This window comes from Anaerotignum lactatifermentans DSM 14214, assembly GCF_900142265.1.
Classification (GTDB): domain Bacteria; phylum Bacillota; class Clostridia; order Lachnospirales; family Anaerotignaceae; genus Anaerotignum; species Anaerotignum lactatifermentans.
This window is the reverse complement of the sequence record NZ_FRAH01000030.1, coordinates 22,281-38,296: the sequence shown is the minus strand read 5'-3', so window position 1 is coordinate 38,296 and position 16,016 is coordinate 22,281. Positions and strand designations below refer to the sequence as shown.

General features: G+C 49.7%; 16 protein-coding genes and 2 pseudogenes. 1 reads left to right on the top strand and 17 read right to left on the bottom strand.

What is annotated here, in order from left to right:
• From BUB35_RS09435 to BUB35_RS09345, 16 genes and pseudogenes are all read right to left on the bottom strand, one after another.
• Positions 1 to 493, bottom strand: a 493-nt coding sequence (locus BUB35_RS09435; RefSeq protein WP_159432882.1) for a relaxase/mobilization nuclease domain-containing protein, incomplete at its 3' end; no start/stop codon positions are given.
• A complete protein-coding gene (locus BUB35_RS09430) occupies positions 465 to 863 on the bottom strand; it encodes a plasmid mobilization protein (RefSeq protein WP_070087580.1) in 399 nt (132 codons plus the stop codon). The genes BUB35_RS09430 and BUB35_RS09435, both read right to left, overlap by 29 nt.
• A gap of 713 nt (positions 864 to 1,576) precedes the next feature.
• The gene (locus tag BUB35_RS09420) at positions 1,577 to 1,774 is read right to left on the bottom strand and encodes a helix-turn-helix domain-containing protein (protein ID WP_070087581.1); all 198 of its coding nucleotides are present in this window, start codon (positions 1,772 to 1,774) and stop codon (positions 1,577 to 1,579) included.
• Positions 1,767 to 2,189, bottom strand: coding sequence for an RNA polymerase sigma factor (locus BUB35_RS09415; RefSeq protein WP_070087582.1), 423 nt, complete (start codon positions 2,187 to 2,189; stop codon positions 1,767 to 1,769). The genes BUB35_RS09420 and BUB35_RS09415 overlap by 8 nt, the downstream gene beginning before the upstream one ends.
• Positions 2,190 to 2,441: 252 nt before the next feature.
• Complete coding sequence (locus BUB35_RS09410) at positions 2,442 to 3,260, bottom strand: TrmH family RNA methyltransferase (RefSeq protein ID WP_070087583.1); 819 nt, start codon at positions 3,258 to 3,260, stop codon at positions 2,442 to 2,444.
• A 62-nt stretch (positions 3,261 to 3,322) separates the two neighbouring features.
• Positions 3,323 to 3,636, bottom strand: a pseudogene (locus BUB35_RS09405) (sigma-70 family RNA polymerase sigma factor); the annotation flags it as partial.
• Between the two features lie 203 nt (positions 3,637 to 3,839).
• Positions 3,840 to 4,706, bottom strand: a complete 867-nt coding sequence (locus BUB35_RS09395) for an AraC family transcriptional regulator (RefSeq protein ID WP_070087584.1) — start codon at positions 4,704 to 4,706, stop codon at positions 3,840 to 3,842.
• Between the two features lie 190 nt (positions 4,707 to 4,896).
• Positions 4,897 to 6,816 (bottom strand): TetM/TetW/TetO/TetS family tetracycline resistance ribosomal protection protein, encoded by a 1,920-nt coding sequence (gene tet / locus BUB35_RS09390; RefSeq protein ID WP_070087585.1) that lies wholly within the window; start codon positions 6,814 to 6,816, stop codon positions 4,897 to 4,899.
• Positions 6,817 to 7,191: 375 nt separating this feature from the next.
• Positions 7,192 to 7,332: a Maff2 family mobile element protein gene (locus BUB35_RS09385; RefSeq protein ID WP_072851159.1), complete on the bottom strand. Its 141-nt coding sequence runs from the start codon at positions 7,330 to 7,332 to the stop codon at positions 7,192 to 7,194.
• A 215-nt stretch (positions 7,333 to 7,547) separates the two neighbouring features.
• Positions 7,548 to 9,377, bottom strand: coding sequence for a VirD4-like conjugal transfer protein, CD1115 family (locus BUB35_RS09380; protein WP_072851157.1), 1,830 nt, complete (start codon positions 9,375 to 9,377; stop codon positions 7,548 to 7,550).
• Entirely contained in the window at positions 9,374 to 9,874 is a 501-nt protein-coding gene (locus BUB35_RS09375; RefSeq protein WP_072851155.1) for a PcfB family protein, read from the bottom strand. The genes BUB35_RS09380 and BUB35_RS09375 overlap by 4 nt, the downstream gene beginning before the upstream one ends.
• Before the next feature lie 87 nt (positions 9,875 to 9,961).
• Positions 9,962 to 10,729 carry a BRO family protein gene (locus BUB35_RS09370; protein WP_072851153.1) on the bottom strand — a complete coding sequence of 256 codons (768 nt, stop codon included), beginning with the start codon at positions 10,727 to 10,729 and terminating at the stop codon, positions 9,962 to 9,964.
• 39 nt (positions 10,730 to 10,768) lie between these two features.
• Positions 10,769 to 11,647, bottom strand: coding sequence for a DUF6017 domain-containing protein (locus BUB35_RS09365; RefSeq protein WP_072851151.1), 879 nt, complete (start codon positions 11,645 to 11,647; stop codon positions 10,769 to 10,771).
• Between the two features lie 279 nt (positions 11,648 to 11,926).
• On the bottom strand, positions 11,927 to 12,205 hold the full coding sequence (locus BUB35_RS09355; protein ID WP_007045952.1) for a DUF5720 family protein: 279 nt from the start codon (positions 12,203 to 12,205) through the stop codon (positions 11,927 to 11,929).
• A 13-nt stretch (positions 12,206 to 12,218) separates the two neighbouring features.
• Positions 12,219 to 13,145, bottom strand: coding sequence for a ParB/RepB/Spo0J family partition protein (locus BUB35_RS09350; protein ID WP_072851148.1), 927 nt, complete (start codon positions 13,143 to 13,145; stop codon positions 12,219 to 12,221).
• Complete coding sequence (locus BUB35_RS09345) at positions 13,102 to 13,923, bottom strand: ParA family protein (RefSeq protein WP_072851146.1); 822 nt, start codon at positions 13,921 to 13,923, stop codon at positions 13,102 to 13,104. Before BUB35_RS09345 ends, BUB35_RS09350 begins: the two co-directional genes overlap by 44 nt.
• 303 nt (positions 13,924 to 14,226) lie before the next feature.
• On the opposite strand from BUB35_RS09345, the pseudogene BUB35_RS19630 reads away from it, so the two are divergent.
• A pseudogene (locus BUB35_RS19630) lies at positions 14,227 to 14,397 on the top strand (tyrosine-type recombinase/integrase); the annotation flags it as partial.
• A 74-nt stretch (positions 14,398 to 14,471) separates the two neighbouring features.
• Here the strand turns inward: BUB35_RS19630 and guaA are convergent.
• Entirely contained in the window at positions 14,472 to 16,010 is a 1,539-nt protein-coding gene (guaA, locus tag BUB35_RS09335; protein ID WP_072851144.1) for a glutamine-hydrolyzing GMP synthase, read from the bottom strand.
• Positions 16,011 to 16,016: the final 6 nt, after the last annotated feature.

The window sequence follows — 16,016 nt, the reverse complement described above, 5'->3', positions numbered from 1 at the left end:
TGCAACCGGCTTTCGTGTCGGCTGGCCTGTCCATGTAGGGCAGGAACGGCACTTCCTCAATCCGCAGGCTGTTAATGACGATATGCACATGGATATTTCCGCTGTGGTTATGCCCGTCCGGGTGGGTGCATACAAGGGCTTGGTGGCCGGGGAAATGCTCGGCGCAAAACTTCTCGCCCAACTCCTGCGCCCGGTCTACGGTCAAGCCGTTGTCCGGGCCGTCCCGTGGGTCAAAGCTGATGATATAGTGGTGGCTTTTCACATCTTCCCGCCGCTGGTTCTTCCCATAGCGGAGATTTGCCCGCATACAGGCAACGGCAAAATCCTCCCCGCCGCAGTTCAGCGTTGACAGCCGGTAGTCCTCGCGGGGGATAAGCCTGCCGGTTTCATCAAGGACGGGCTTCATGGTAAACTCGTCATGCTCAAAGAGCAGGTATTGTTCGGCGGCTCCGTAGTCGGCGTTTTTAGAGTTGATATGCTTGAGTGTTGCCAACTGCGTCACCTACTTTCTTGAGGACTTCATACTTGAGGGCGGCAAGGTCGGCTATGGCGGCGCGTACCTCGCCGGACAGCGCATTGTAGGGTGAGCCGTACTCGTTCAGATACCGGGCAATCTGATTGAGGTTGCCGCCGATCCTGCCGTACTCGGCGGCCAGCTTCCCGACAGCGGAGAGCAGTTCATCATTGACCGCCGATACATGGACAACGGGGCGTATGGTCGTGCGCCGTATCGCCTGCCGGAGAAATTCCGACTGGCTGATACCATAGGGCGCAAGCCGCGCTGTGAAGTCGGCGTATTCATCTTCGGACAGCCGGGTTTTCACAACGCGGCTGCGGTGGGGCGTGTTGTATTTCTTTCGCATAGGCTGAAAACCTCCTCTCACTATTCTTATTGCTGACTTTTTTCGGATTTTGGGCGGAGAAAATTTCCTCTCACTCCTCCCATTGCTTAACTTTTCGGGAAATTACAAAAACTTTTTTTTGCATTTCGGCAGAAAAATCCCTCTATACCTCCCATTGGGCAACTTTTTGGAAAATAACAAAAACTGTTTTCAGCTTTTTCGCCCGTAAGGGCGTATAGCAGGGTTTGGGGAAGGCACTCCCCAACAAGTTTCCCGCGAGGGGCAAAACCGCAGAATTGCGGATTTTGGCACCGTGGTAGAAACTTGCTCTTAGTAAGCCGCAGACTGCCCCTGTCCGGGCTTTTCCGTACATAGAGCGAACGGGGCGGGGCTTTCAGCCCGCTGTGCGCGGTCTTTTTTTTCTTTCGCCAAAGATACATTCAAAAGGCCGCCAGCTACCCGCTGTCCGGGGATTTTTCAAATTTTCTTTTGCCTTAGTAATCCGGGAAACAGGATTTTGGCAACCTACGGGGCAGAGAATTTTTCCTTTCACTCCCTACAACACTGCGTTTTGAAATTTGCCAAACGGAGCAGGCAGCTTTTTCTGGCTTCACCTACCTACTACGGGTGACTTTGCGATTTTGCCAAATGGACAACAAAAAAAGCAGCAAATCTTTTTCAGACTTACTGCTTTCACTGGCCGCTGGTGGGCGGCTGGTATTCAGTTTTGGGGCTTATCGGTCAAAGCGAAACTTGAATAGTGCGGAGATTAGCTGCTGCTTCACATATTCCTCAACCTCGGCGTTAACCTGACCGTGTACTTTGGAAAAGTAGCGGATATATCCGGCATAGTGGGAAAGGACGGTGTCGATTGCGTCCGGGTCGCCCTCATGGGCTTTGACGATTGTTTCATAGGGGAGAAGTTTACTCATGGTCTTTTCCCTCCATGAGCCGCCGTAGCCGCTGCAAGGCAAGCTGGATATGCCGCCCCGCTGTGCTGCGTGTCCGGCCAATATGTACGCCGATCACTCGCTGCGGCTGGCGCAGGAAATAGTAACGGAAAATCTCTTCCTGTGTCTGCTCCGGCAAGAGGGCAAGGGCGGCGGCAAGTTCCGCATGGTACAGAACGGCGGTCTGGCCGCAGGCGGTAAAAAGATATTCTTCAAGCTGCTCCGGTTCGGCAAGCTGGACAAACTTCTCATTCATCAGATAGTCAAGAGAAACTTCCCGTTCCCACCTCCGGCGCAGCTTTAAGATTATATCTATGGCTGCGTGACGAATGACAATCTTGCAAAAGGCATTGAATGTGTACTGGATATGCACTTTGTAGGCTTCATCTTCGGTCATGGAAATTCCCCCTCTCTGAATAATAGTGCGGGGCGGCAGCACTCCTTGCTGTCGCCCCTTGATTGCCTATCTGCAAAGGCGGGCGGGGCTGTCAACGGCGGCGCATATGCGCCGTTCATCTTGACTGTTGACTGGCTCGGCTGGCTTTGCCATTTGAGTGTAATTGCTTATTCTTTTTTTATTTGCAGACTTTTGAGGTAGAACGCCTGCTCCTCCCTTTTCTCTGGCTCACTCTCAAAAGGGTTATGCTGTCTAATTCATTCGTTGTCTTACTATTTCATACATCATTATAGATGCAGCACAACTGACATTGAAAGAACTGGCATAGGAATCTTCAGCCATAGGAATCGTACATAAAACATCACAATATTCCTTAAATGCCTTATTTAATCCCATGGTTTCATTTCCCATCATTAACATAACCGGGGTTTTCAAGTCCTCATGATAGATAGGCTTTTCGTGGTGGGCTGTTGTGCCTATGATCTTAAAGCCAGGGTATTTTATTCTAAGGCTTTCAACGAATTTATATAAATCCTCATTGTGAATGATTCGAATCACCGGAAGATTGAAAAAAGAACCCATCGCCGAAACAATTACATCAGGCTCATACAAATCAACCGCATGTCCAGTAATTATCAACATATCTACTCCCAACGCATCACATGAACGTATCATCGTACCTAAATTTCCTTTATTAGAGGGCCTGTCAAATAACACAATAAATGGATTGGAAGATAACGCAACATTTTCTAACCTGTCTTCCCTCATTTCAATAATAGCCAATAATTCAGAAGTTTCTTCTTTTCCACTTAATTCCTTTAGCAACTGTGCCGTAAGAGTATAATTGACTTCTGTTTTTACTGTTTCTATCATATGTTTTGCCCAGCCTGACAGATTATTCTTGTCATAAATAAAAGAAATAATCTTCCAGTTATTTTTAACCGCTTCATTTAAACTTCTTACGCCTTCAACAATAAATTGATTATATTTATATCTTTTATTTCGATTATGCTTCAATACTTCAAATCTCTGGTAATCATTATTTTTATTTAATATAGAAACAACTTTCATTTCAATACCTGCCTCATCATACTTTGGTTTTCGAATTTTTCACCCATTGTAAGCCCATTTTTGAAAAAATAAGGGAAAATGATTTCCCGGTTTTTCTGTGGCAGGGATAACAGGACGGCGGCAAGTTTTCCATTGGTGAGGATAACTGCCTGACCGCATATCGTTATAGGGTGTTCTTCATGGGGTGCTTCAAAATATTCGTCTGTTGTGCCTAAAGGGTAAAACTTTTCTTCTGTGAGGTATTCAAGGGATATTTCTTTTTGCCGCCGTCTGCTCCTGTCACGCCATGCGTTGATAGCCGCATAGTGTATGACGGTCTTGCAAAGCCATTGAACGTGTACATGATGTGTTCTTTGTATGCTTCTGTGCAAGGCATAGATGATTCCCCCTTTCTCCCACATAGGGCGTTGTATGGTTGACGGGTTTCATTTATAATATCAGAGGGCGGCAGCACCCCTTGCTGTCGCCCCTTGATTGCCTACCAGCAAAGGCGGGCGGGGCTGTCAACAGCGGCGCATATGCGCCGTTTATCTTGACTGCCCGCTGGCTCGGCTGGCTTTCCTATTTGAGTGTAATTGCTTATTCTTTTTTTGTTACTGGAATCCAAATTTCACTGTATGCGTAGTTGGGCTTTTTGTCGTCCATTTTTGTAAAAGAGAAAGAAAACGGCTCTGCCAGTTCATAATCTGCCGTCATAAACCATTCGGAGTAGATTCTTGCCATTGTATCCTGCAAAGTAAACGGGAAGATTCCTTCATTTGGAAAAACTGCCCACGTATGAGCTTTAACAGGAAATGTGTCCAGATTACTGCTAATGTCATTTTTAGTTGTTAAAACTCCAATTAAATGCGTTAATTCACCAGCTTCTTCAAGAAAGTTCGTATCTGATTCATAGGAAACATTTACAGTTTCATATGGCTCAATGTTTTGCAACCGGTGCATTTCTTCTTTCTGTTCCTGTGTTATGCTTTGTGCCAGTTCCAAAATAGCGTTGTTTACTCCCTCATATTGTAACGGCACTCGTTTACTTACACCTGCAAACGTAAAAGCAGGTTTTTCAACAATTTTATATTCCATTAAAGTTCCTCCCTTCATAGTTACAACAAATTGTAACTTTTGGCATGATTTACATTGTTTCAACTTTGCGACTTGTGACGGTAAGATACCGCTCCATTTTTTAAAGGCACGTGTAAATCCGTCTACGGATTGATACCCATATTGATAAGCGACATCTGTTACCTGCGCCCCCTGCAACAATTCTTTGTTAGCTTCTGAAAGTCGTCTGTTTTTTACATACTCATTCAGCGTCATATTGGTAAGCGCAAAAAATATTTTTCTAAAATGATAATCTGAAACATTTATATGCTCAGAAATCTTCTCAAGTAAAAACTCGTCCTCCAGGTGCGCTTCAATATAGTCCATCGCGTCATTCAATTTCTTTAACACATTGCCCCTCCTTCCGAATAAGAATATCACAATTTAGAAAGATATGCTCGACATTAGCATACAAAATTAGTCGGGTTATAAATAAAGGCCGTTTGCTCAATATAAGTTTACACAAAACCGACTTGAAAACAAAACTAACATAGACTCTCCTTATATTCAAAGATTTTTATCCGTGATAACGCACAAAATATTACGTTATTTTCTGAAACATATGCCGAACCTTATCTAAACGGCTGTTAGGACGGCGTGGCTGCAATACAGGCTCCCCGGAAATTTCTTGGTACCCTTTTAATTCGGTAAGGCAGACGCTTCTCCCATTTGTATAAAAATTTAAATCATTCCTATATTCGCCGATGCAGCGGGCGGGGATTTCTCCCGTAAAAATAACTTCATCATTTTTAAGCAAGGTTGATTCAATCACTGCACAATACTTCGGTGCGTCATTATAAGCCCGTGAAATATATTCCTGCGGTGCAAAAAGGGTAAAGGAAAGGTATGGTTCCAATAATTGTGTTCCTGCTCTTTTCAATGCCTGTTCTAACACGATAGGAGCAAGGGAACGAAAATCTGCGGGGGTACTAACTGGACTGTAATAAACTCCATAGTCAAAACAAATTTCACAATCTGTCACTTCCCAACCGTATAAGCCTTGCTCCATTCCATAACGCACCCCTTCCATAACGGCATTTTGAAAACTTTGGTTTAAATAGCCGAGAGATACTTTGCTTTTAAACCGGGTTCCACTTCCGGCAGGAAGTGGCGTTACAGTTAAGCCAATGGATGCCCAAAACGGATTCGGCGGCACTTCAATATGAATCGTGTAACTGGCTGTTTTTAATGGCCTTTCCAGATAAATGACCGTAGGTTCTTTCACATTTATGTTCACATGGTATCGCTCTACTAACAGAGAGCATACAACCTCTAACTGGACTTTTCCTAAAAAAGAAATGATGATTTCATGCGTTATCGTATCCACATAGTAATGCAACAGCGGATCTGTATCTGCAATTTCCGTCAGGGCATTCAGCAGGAGGTCTCTTTGTTCCTGATTTTGCGGCTCCACCGTCGTCCGAAGCAAAGGAATCGGATTTTTTTCCCATGCCTTGCGCGGCAAAAGTTCTACATTTCCGAGAGTATCATTCAGCTTCAGAGTGTCATTGGTCAAAATAACAATTTCTCCGCAACAGGCTGTGTCCGCCGGTATAATCTCTCCGTTTGACGGAATCCTCATTTCTGTGATTTTTAGTTTTTGATTTTGGGGCAGGAGAATCGTATCCCGTAAATGAAGTGTCCCGCTGTATAACCGCAAATAAACGAGCCGCTTTTTCTGGTCTGTGTACTCGATTTTAAAAACGCTTCCGCATAGCTCGGATTGATCGTTGTCCGCACCAGAAGTAAATGTTTCTGCAATCACTTCAATCAGCTTTTCAGTTCCGATATTGTTCTTTGCACTCCCATGATAAATAGGAAACAGGGAACCGTTTTGCATTCTTCTGCATTTCTCCCTCTGTAAATCTTGTATTTTCAAAGGTTCCCCCGCAATATATTTTTCCAAAAGTTCATCATTTCCAGCAATAATAGAATCCCATTTTTCTATATCCTCAATGTCTGTCAGAGACACTTCCGGAGTGAGCGAAACATCTTGCATAACCATGACATCATCAGAAAGTTTTTCTCTGATATTTTGATAAACGCTCTGTAAGTCAATGCCCTCCTGGTCTATCTTATTTACAAAAATAATCGTTGGGATTTTCATTTTCTGGAGCGCATGGAACAGTACCCGTGTTTGTGCCTGCACGCCGTCCTTTGCGGAAACTACTAAAATTGCTCCGTCAAGAACAGCAAGTGAGCGATATACTTCCGCCAAAAAGTCCATATGGCCGGGGGTATCGACAATATTGATCTTATAATTCTTCCAGCCGAAAGAAGTGACGGCCGTTTGAATGGTAATCCCACGCTGGCGTTCCAACAGCATGGTGTCTGTCCGCGTTGTTCCCTTATCTACACTCCCTAATTCCGGAACGGCTCCGCTGGTATAGAGCAGGCTTTCTGTCAAAGTCGTTTTTCCTGCGTCTACATGAGCAAGAATGCCGATATTGATTATTTTCATGTGTTTGTCCTCCATTCAGCCCCCAAAGGGCATAAAAATCCCCAGCAGCAAAATACTTTTACCGCTGGGGATATAGCGAATAGACATACACATACATACAACGCACTGCAAGCAGCGGTCGCTCTTTTGATATGTCAAATATATAAGGCAAAAGTATTCTTAAAAAGGGTACAAAAAACTAAGCCCCTTGCAAGGGACGGTTACAATTCTTTGTTCCCACTATTTGATTATAGTTAATTAAGAATACCTTGCCGCATATTTTTAACTCCTTACTTGGAATAGAAATATTATAGCATATCGGCATTGAAAAAGAAAGTCCTGAAACAAAATTTACGGAATAGTAGGCTGCTGTCTATCAATCTCTTGTGTGTTTCTTTATGACACATGAGCATTGGCTCCGGGGTTGTCGTTGCCATAACCTTCCAGCAAATTGATGACGCCCCACACGCCGAGACCGGCACCGAGAGCGATAACGAGGGTCTGGAGAACGGTGATTGCCTGATTGAAAAATTCCATAAATAAAGTTGGCCGGAATCAGTTTGAAAAGTTTGATTTAGTCATGGTTCATAGGCATACAAAAGCCGGACAATCGCCGCCCGATTTCCGGGCTGGCTGATTCCGGCCTTCCTCCTTTTTCATTATTTTGATAGAGATCGTCCGCTTTGTACGCCGATGGCCCCAGCGGGGCGGTTGTGGCGGATAGATAGGACCCCTCCTTTCACAGCGGAGCATCAATCGTTGGCTGCGGCGTCGATCTCATACACGTCGCAGACCTGGTTGGGTTTGAGCTTCAGCCGGGCCTTGAGATAGCCTTCAATATCAAAGGCGTTCTTCGGGTCGGCGTCGGCGGTGTACTTGTAGTTGGGGTGCTGGGTGATGTCGTACTTGTCCGAGAGGAACGGCCGCACACCGCGCAGCTGCAAAATGCACTTGCTGCCGTCCATGACGGCCAGCTCGTCTTGGCTCATCAGCGCCTTCCCCAATTTTTGATAGTTGAGCGAGTGGGAAGTCTCCCGCCCCCGGCTCTCTCCGGTGTTGTAGGTGTCGATGGTCTCTTTCCCAAGCACGGCTTCCAGCTCCTTCAACGTGGTCGGCTCTTTGCCGCCCAGGAAGATGGAGGTATCCATGTTGCCGATGATGGTATCAGCGTTGTCCTTGTAGATGGCCTTGAGCTGGCTCTGCGCCTGCAACACCAGACAGGCAGAGATTTCTCGACTGCGGATGGTGGCGACCAACTTCTCCAGCTTGGGGATCTGGCCAATGTTGGCGCACTCATCAATGAGGCAGCGCACATGAACCGGCAGCCGCCCGCCGTACACATCGTCGGCCTTTTCACAGAGCAGGTTGAACAGCTGGGTGTAGCACATGGAGATGAGGAAGTTAAAACTGTCATCGGTGTCGCTCATAATCAGGAACAATGCGGTTCGTCGGTCTCCCAGGGTGTCCAGCTCCAGCTCGTCATAGGCTGTGACCTCCCGCAGCTCGGCAATGTCGAACACCGCCAGCCGTGCGCCGCAGCTCACCAAAATCGACTTCGCAGTTTTGCCTGCGGCCAATTTATATTTGGCATATTGGCGCACCGCAAAGTGGTTGGGTTCCCGCTCTTTCAGCTCATCAAACATCAGGTCAACGGCATTTTTGAACTCCTCATCGTCCTCCCGGACCTCCATGCTGTTGATCATCTCAATGAGGGTGGAGAAATTCTGTTCCTCCACCGGGGCTTCGTAGTGGATGTAGCCGATCAGCGCGCAGTACAGCAGCGTCTCCGCCTTGACCCAGAAATCGTCCCCGGCCTTGCCCTCGCCCTTGGTATTGGCGATGAGCGTTGTCACCAGCTTCAAAATATCCTTTTCGCTGTGAATGTAGCTGAAAGGGTTATAGTGCATGGACTTCTTGAAGTTGATGGTGTTCAGCACCTTGATCTGGTACGGCTCATAGATGACTTTGCCGTTTTTGTCCTTCACCGGCTTGCCGTCCTTGCCCAGCTTGGGCGCGCCCCGCTGAAGCATTTTGCCGCACTCCACCAGGATGGTGCCCTTTGGGTCGGTGACCACATAGGAACTGTGCATCTGCATCAGATTGGGCTTGAGCCAGAAGCGGGTCTTGCCGGAGCCGGAACCGCCGATGACCAGCACGTTTTTGTTGCGGGCATACTTGGGGTTCTTGGGGCGGCTGGACATGGTGAGCCGTTCGGTCTGGGTCAGAATGACATTATTCTGGAACACCGGGTCGATGTAGGGGGCAATATCGTCATGGGTGCCCCAACGGGCCGAACCATACTCCACATTGTGGCGGTACTTCTTGGCGTTCTTACCGTGCAGATACACCGCCAGACGCAGGCCAGCGCCGCAGCACAGGCCAACAGCCAGGTCCAGCGGGTGCAGGCTGGGCCACCAGCTTCCCAGGGCCACCGGCAGGGTGGAAAAGAACGAGAGCATTTTGGCCGAGGCATCCGCCCCAACAGCCAGCCGCCAGGCTTCGCCCAAGTTGGTGGCAAACAGGCCCAGCAGAAAATAGGGCAGGTTCAGCAGCACCAGTTTTTTTACATTCAGCTGCTTCATCGTTCCAGCTCCTTCCGCTTTGTCCTGTCCACCACCGCATTTTTAATAAGCTCCTTGAAGTGGCTGAGCTTCTCCAGCACCGACGGGCGCTCGCTGCGGTCGGGCTTCTTGACCTTCCTCTGGGTGTACTCCGAGAATGCCGCCGTCAGGGCGTCGGCATCGCGGGCCTTGAAGAAGATCAGGTACTTGGGCGGCGAGGTGCTGCGGTCCTTTTTCACCGCATAGTCCACGCCGTACTTGCGGGCGATGCGCTCAAAATCCCGAATGGACGGGTCGTTGATCTCGATGTTGGAGACGCCCTGGTTCTGCCCGATGAGCTGCTTTACCGTCTGCTTGCCCTTGGGGGTAACGGGGGAATCCCGGCTGCGCTGCTTTTCCAGCTTTTTCTCCCTGCGGTGGGCCATGTACTTGGATATGGCGGCCTTGAACAGCCGCCCGGTGAACTTGGTGCCGCTGACAACCAGCGTCAAGGTTCTGTTTTCCACTTCCTCCTGCATTTTTCTCGCCTCCCTTCGTCGGTTATGCAGAAAGCGGTCTTGGGTACTAAGGCGGGACCACCAGCCGTCGTAACAGGTGGCGGCCCGTCATACCGTCACCAAAATCAACTGGCGCAGTTCCGCAAAGTGCAGCTTGCCCTTGGGCGTCACCAGCGTGTAGGAGCCAGTGTGGCCGTTGCGGCAAAAATCCTTCACACAGAACAGCCCCTCGTTACTGCCTTTGGCGTAGGGCAGCACGTAGCCGGAGGGGGTGCGGTAGACATACCGGCGTTCCAGCAGAAAGCGGATAAAGCGCCGCTCCGGCACGTCCAGTTCCTTGGCGGTGGTGCGCAGGTTGGTGCTGTGCCGCAGGTCGATGAACAGGTCGTAGTAGACGGCTTTGCCTTGCAGCCGGGCGTTGTCCGCTTGCAGCGCCGCGTTCTTCTCGCGCTCCGCCAGCAGGTCGGAGCAGAGCTTCAACAGGGCTTCCGGCGAGGTGGCGACCTCCCACAGCTTCTCCCTGGTGAGGTAGGCCCCGTGCTGGCGGATGCTGGGCAGGACTTCATCGAACACCCAGCGTTCAAATCGCTCCGCCGAGGGCAGCTTGCTGTGGACGATGAGCCGGTAAACGTCGCCTTCGGGGATAAAGAGCATCTCCACCATCTGTACGGCGGGTGAGCCATCTGCCTTCTTGCCGGTCTGGACCCCTATGGAACATTTCGTTCCACAGCGGGTGTGGTCGCGGACGGCCTTACGGGGATTGGCATATCCCAAAGCAGTTGCTACATCCGTTCCGCAGAACAGCACCTTGCCGTCCTGCTCAAAAGTACGGATGCTTCCAAACTCCGGGTTTTTGAAAATTTCCATCTGGTTCATATCGTGCCTCCTTGGGCGGTGCAGCAGAAAAGGCGGCCATTACCAGCCGCCTGCGTGCATATCGTGGTTGACCTGGGCCGTGTAGTGATTGTTCATGGTGGTGGGCGCGTTGAACAGCACGGTCAGCAGGTACTGCTTCATGTTGCGGATTTCGGTGGTGTTGTTGTGCAGGCACTCCATGACGAACTCGATGTGGGAGCTGTCCAGCTTCAAGAACCGGGACCGCACCACCTCATGGGGGAAGTCCGCCCCGGCAATGCGGGTGGTCTTGCGTCTGGCGCAGACCGTTTCCACGATCAGCTCCACGATCTCGTCCAAATCCTCGCGGTAGGTGGTAAACTCCCGGCACAGGTGGTCGTACTCAATGTTCTCCAACACCAAATCCCGATAACTCTCCATTTCTTCCACCGACATCGCATCCCGTCCTTTCCGTTCCGGCGGCCTGGCCGCCGCAAATCCCCGGAAGGGAATGGAATCGGTACTTGATCCCTGAGTATTTGATTTTTGGGTCTTTGATTTCTCTATATTTAATTCTGCGGGCTTTTCCGTATCCGGGTCAGCCAGATACGGGTTTTCCGTATCTGGTGAAGCCGTATCCGGCTGGGGCGTATCCGGCGCTTTGGGCTGGGGCTGCTCGTAGATAACATACTCGGTGTCGCTGATGCGGCCCTGCCGGTCCCGCATCTGGTGGCGGACGATGTACCCGGCGCTTTCCAGCTCCCGCAGCGCCCCGCCGATGGCGTCCACGCCCTCCTTGCAGATTTTCGCAAGTCCTCTGGTGGTGTAGTTCCAGTCCTCCGGCAAGGACAGCATCATGGACAAAAGCCCCTTGGATTTCAGCGACAACGCCTTGTCGCGCAGGTGATGGTTACTCATAACGGTATAATCACGGGTCCGTTCAATACGAAAAACGGCCATTTCATCACTCCTCTCGGCATTCATGGCATGAAAAAAGCCGCAATCTTCAAAAGACTGCGGCGGTCAGGCGCGGTATTTCCGGCTGTGCGAAGAATAAGGCGGCTTCGGCACAAGGGGCCGGGTAAAGATGTCCTGCACGGTGCCAAAGGGTAGCCGCTGCATCACCCGGTCGATCTCGGTGCTTTCCATGTCAAGTTGGGATTGGCAGTGTTCACGGATGGCCTCTTGAATCTCTCTAACGGTACACATAATTCATTCCTTTCTTGGTAGATGGCAGGTTTACGGGTGACGGCGTTTCTTTCTCGGTTTGAAATCGAGGATATGGCCCTCTACAACGTGGGCATACCGCTTGATTTTGATTTGCTGGCTGCGCTGGGCGTCCAGGGCCTGCCGGTAGCCGTCCTCGGTGAGAAACAGGCGAACCTCATCGCCGGGGCTGCCGTAGGGGGTACGGGGCTTGCGGACCGCAAATTCAATCATCCATCGGGTGCTGTCCTGAAATCGCTCCACAGCCAAAATGTTATGTCCTTTCAGCTCACGGGCTGAAATATCCCTCATAGGCTCTCCTTTCTCAGCGGTCGTGCTGTTGCTGGCGCTTGCGCTGCCACTGTTCCAGCAGCTTGATGATGGTCTCCTGCATCCGCTGGGGCGTGTAGCTCCGGGGAAAATATTTGCGCAGGGTGTCGCTGGTGAAGGTGATCTTGTCCAGGTCACTTTTCTTTTCCTCGCCCATGATGACCCGCATCATGTCGAGGGTCAGGTGGCCCTCCTGACTGTACTTTTTCAGCCGCTGGGCTTGGGAGAGGGAGGGGGTGGCCTGCTCGCTGTCCATAGCGTCCAGCAGGTCCACCTGTTCCTCTTTTTTGAGGAAAGACAGCTCATAGGCCGGGTTGAAGGCAATTTTCTTCTCGTCCACCATGTCCAGCAGTTCGGGGATGAGTTCGGTGAGACGGATGTAACGCTGAACCTGTCTGCCGCTGTCACCAGCTTTTTCACCAACTACATCGGCCATTTCCAACTTCCCGACGAGTTGTCGGGAAGTTAAATCTGTCCGTGCGCCTTGATGTTTTACAGCCTCCAGCTTCATCTTATAAGCAAAAGCCCGCTCACTGGGGAGCAGGCTTTCTCGCTGCAAATTGCTGTCAACCATAATAATGGTGGCCTGGTCGTCGTCTAGGTCCCGGACAATGACCGGCATGGTGTCCTTGCCCGCCAGCTCGCTGGCCCGGTGCCGCCGGTGTCCGGCCACCAGCTCATAGCCGCCGTTGGGGTCCGGGCGGGCGATGGCCGGGACCAGCACGCCGTACTGCCGGATGCTGTCTGCGGTCTCCATCATGGCCTCGTCATCCTTGACCTTGAAGGGGTGGTCCTTGAAAGGGTGCAGCTCCGACAAGGGAATTTCCAGAACCTTCTCCCGCTGGGCGTCGGCACGGCTTTCCTCGGTGGAAAACAGGTCATCGACCGATGCCAGCTCTACTTTTTTCGCGCTGCTTTTCAATTTTTATCACCTCCCGCGTCAAATTATGATAGGCTTCGGCCACCTTGCCGCCGGGGTCGTGAGCATAGATGCTCTTGCCCTCGGCGCTGGTCTCCTTGGCCCGGACCGAGTGGGGTATCTCGGTGCCGAACACCTTGATTTTGCTACCGCAGGTCTCCCGCAGCAGGGCGGCGATCTCTTTGGCAAAGTTGGTGCGGTTGTCCACCATCGTCAGCAGAATACCGTCGATCTGGAGCTTGGGGTTCAGCTGCCGCTTAACCTTGTTGATGGTGGACAGCAGCTGTTCCAGGCCCTTGGCGGGCAGATACTCCGCCTGGACGGGGACTATGATCCTGTTGGCAGCGGCCAAAGCGTTGACCGTGAGCATCCCCAGGGAGGGCTGGCAGTCGATGAGGATATGGGAATACTGTCCCTTTACGGTGTCCAGGTACTGCCGTAGAATGGTCTCCCGGCTCATGGCGTTCACCAGAGATACCTCCATGCCGGAGAGCTGGATGTCAGCGGGCATGAGGTCCACGCCCTCCGGGTGGTGCAGGATACCCTCGCCGGGTTTGATCGGCTCGTCCATGAGAATACGGCCCATCGCATCGGACAGGGTAAAGGGCAGCTTGTCCGGCTGCGGGTTGCCCAGGCTGATGGTGAGGCTGGCCTGCGGGTCAGCATCCACCAGCAGCACCTTCTTTCCGGCCTGCGCCAGCCCGATGCCTAAGTTGGCGCAGGTAGTCGTTTTGCCGACGCCGCCCTTCTGGTTGGCAACGGCGATGATTTGTGGGTTCAATGACTTCACCTCATTTCTGATTGGGTGTTGTCATGTGCCTGCATAACAGCCCTGGAAACAACAAAAGCCGCCACTTAAAACAAGTGACGGCTTCGCTTAAATCCAATATTCTGTTGTGTTTGGAATCAAAAGGTTTTGAGTTCCTTTCTGCTATTCATTTGTCGTTAATGAAACACCTCCTGCAATTCGACTTATTTCAGTATGATTTTTCGGTTTGGAAAAGGATGAAAAAATCAGACTGAAAACCTCAAAACCCTTGATCCTACGGGGCTTTTCCGGTTTGTCGTAATTATACCGTAAGGGCACTCACATGCCTCATTACTGATTGAACTAGGTTTTCCACCTTTACTTATTTCCGAAAGGCTAGGCCACGAAAATGTTGAAACTACTCTCAATATATACTCACATTTATATCCAAACAAACACGAAGAAGTCGCCAAAGCACTTTCACAATTGATGCAAATGAAAAAATAGTACGATTTTAGTACGCTCGGCAAAAAAATAGTCCTGTAAGCCTTGAAAATACAAGGCTTGCAGGACTTTAATAATTATTCCCACTCGATAGTTGCAGGTGGTTTGGAAGTGATATCGTACACAATACGATTTACATGTTTTACTTCATTTACAATTCTGACAGAGATACGATCCAAGACATCATAAGGAATTCTTGCCCAATCAGCTGTCATAAAGTCGGTTGTTGTTACACCGCGCAGAGCAATAGTGTAGTCATATGTTCTGAAGTCACCCATAACGCCTACGGAACGAACGTCTGTGATAACAGCAAAGTACTGGTTGATGCTTCTATCCAAACCAGCTTTTGCAATTTCTTCACGGAAGATTGCATCTGCTTCTCTCAGGATTTCCAGTTTATCTTCTGTTACTTCACCGATTACACGGATACCCAGACCGGGACCAGGGAAAGGCTGACGCCATACCAGATGTTCAGGCAGACCCAGTTCCAGACCCATCTGACGTACTTCATCTTTGAACAGCAGACGCAGGGGTTCGATCAGTTCTTCAAAATCTACAACGGAAGGCAAACCGCCTACGTTATGGTGAGATTTGATGACTGCGGAATCGCCCAGACCGCTTTCGATTACGTCAGGATAAATGGTACCCTGTACCAGAAAATCTACTTTACCAATCTTCTTCGCTTCATCTTCAAACACACGAATGAATTCTTCACCAATGGTTTTTCTCTTTGTTTCGGGGTCTGTAACGCCTTTCAGTTTGCTCAGGAAACGTTCCTGTGCATTGGCTCTTACAAAGTGAGAATCAAACATATTTGCGAATGCTGCTTCTACTTCGTCCCCTTCATTTTTACGCATCAGACCGTGGTCAACAAATACACATGTCAGCTGTTTGCCGATCGCTTTAGAAACCAGAGCAGCTACTACGCTGGAGTCAACGCCGCCAGACAGTGCACACAGTGCTTTGCCGTCGCCAACCTGTTCTCTGATTTTCTGAATCTGATCTTCGATATAGTTTGTCATTGTCCAGTCGCCGCTGCATCCACAAACTTCATACAGGAAATTGTGAATCATGTTTGTACCCTTAGGTGTGTGGTTTACTTCAGGGTGGAACTGAACGCCATAGAAGCCTTTTTCAGGGCATTCAATAGCTGCTGCGGGGCATGTTGCTGTCTTACCAATAATACGGAAGCCTTCAGGCATTTCTGTAACAAAGTCTGTATGGCTCATCCAGCAGATTTCTTTTTCATCAATACCTTTCATCAGTTTGCTGTCAGTATCGAAAGTAACTTCTGTTTTGCCATATTCGCTCTTTTCGTTGGCATTGCCTACTTTACCACCCAGTGTATAAGCCATCAGCTGGCAGCCATAGCAAATCCCCAGAACAGGTACGCCCAGTTCGAAAATTTCGGGATCGCAATGAGGAGATTTTTCATCATATACACTGTTGGGACCACCTGTAAAGATAATCCCTTTGGGATTTTTTGCCTTGATTTCCTCAATAGGTTTATTCCAAGGCATGATTTCACAGTAAACGTGATGTTCTCTGACACGTCTGGCAATCAACTGATTATACTGACCGCCAAAATCCAGAATAATAATCATTTCACGGTTCATTGTCTT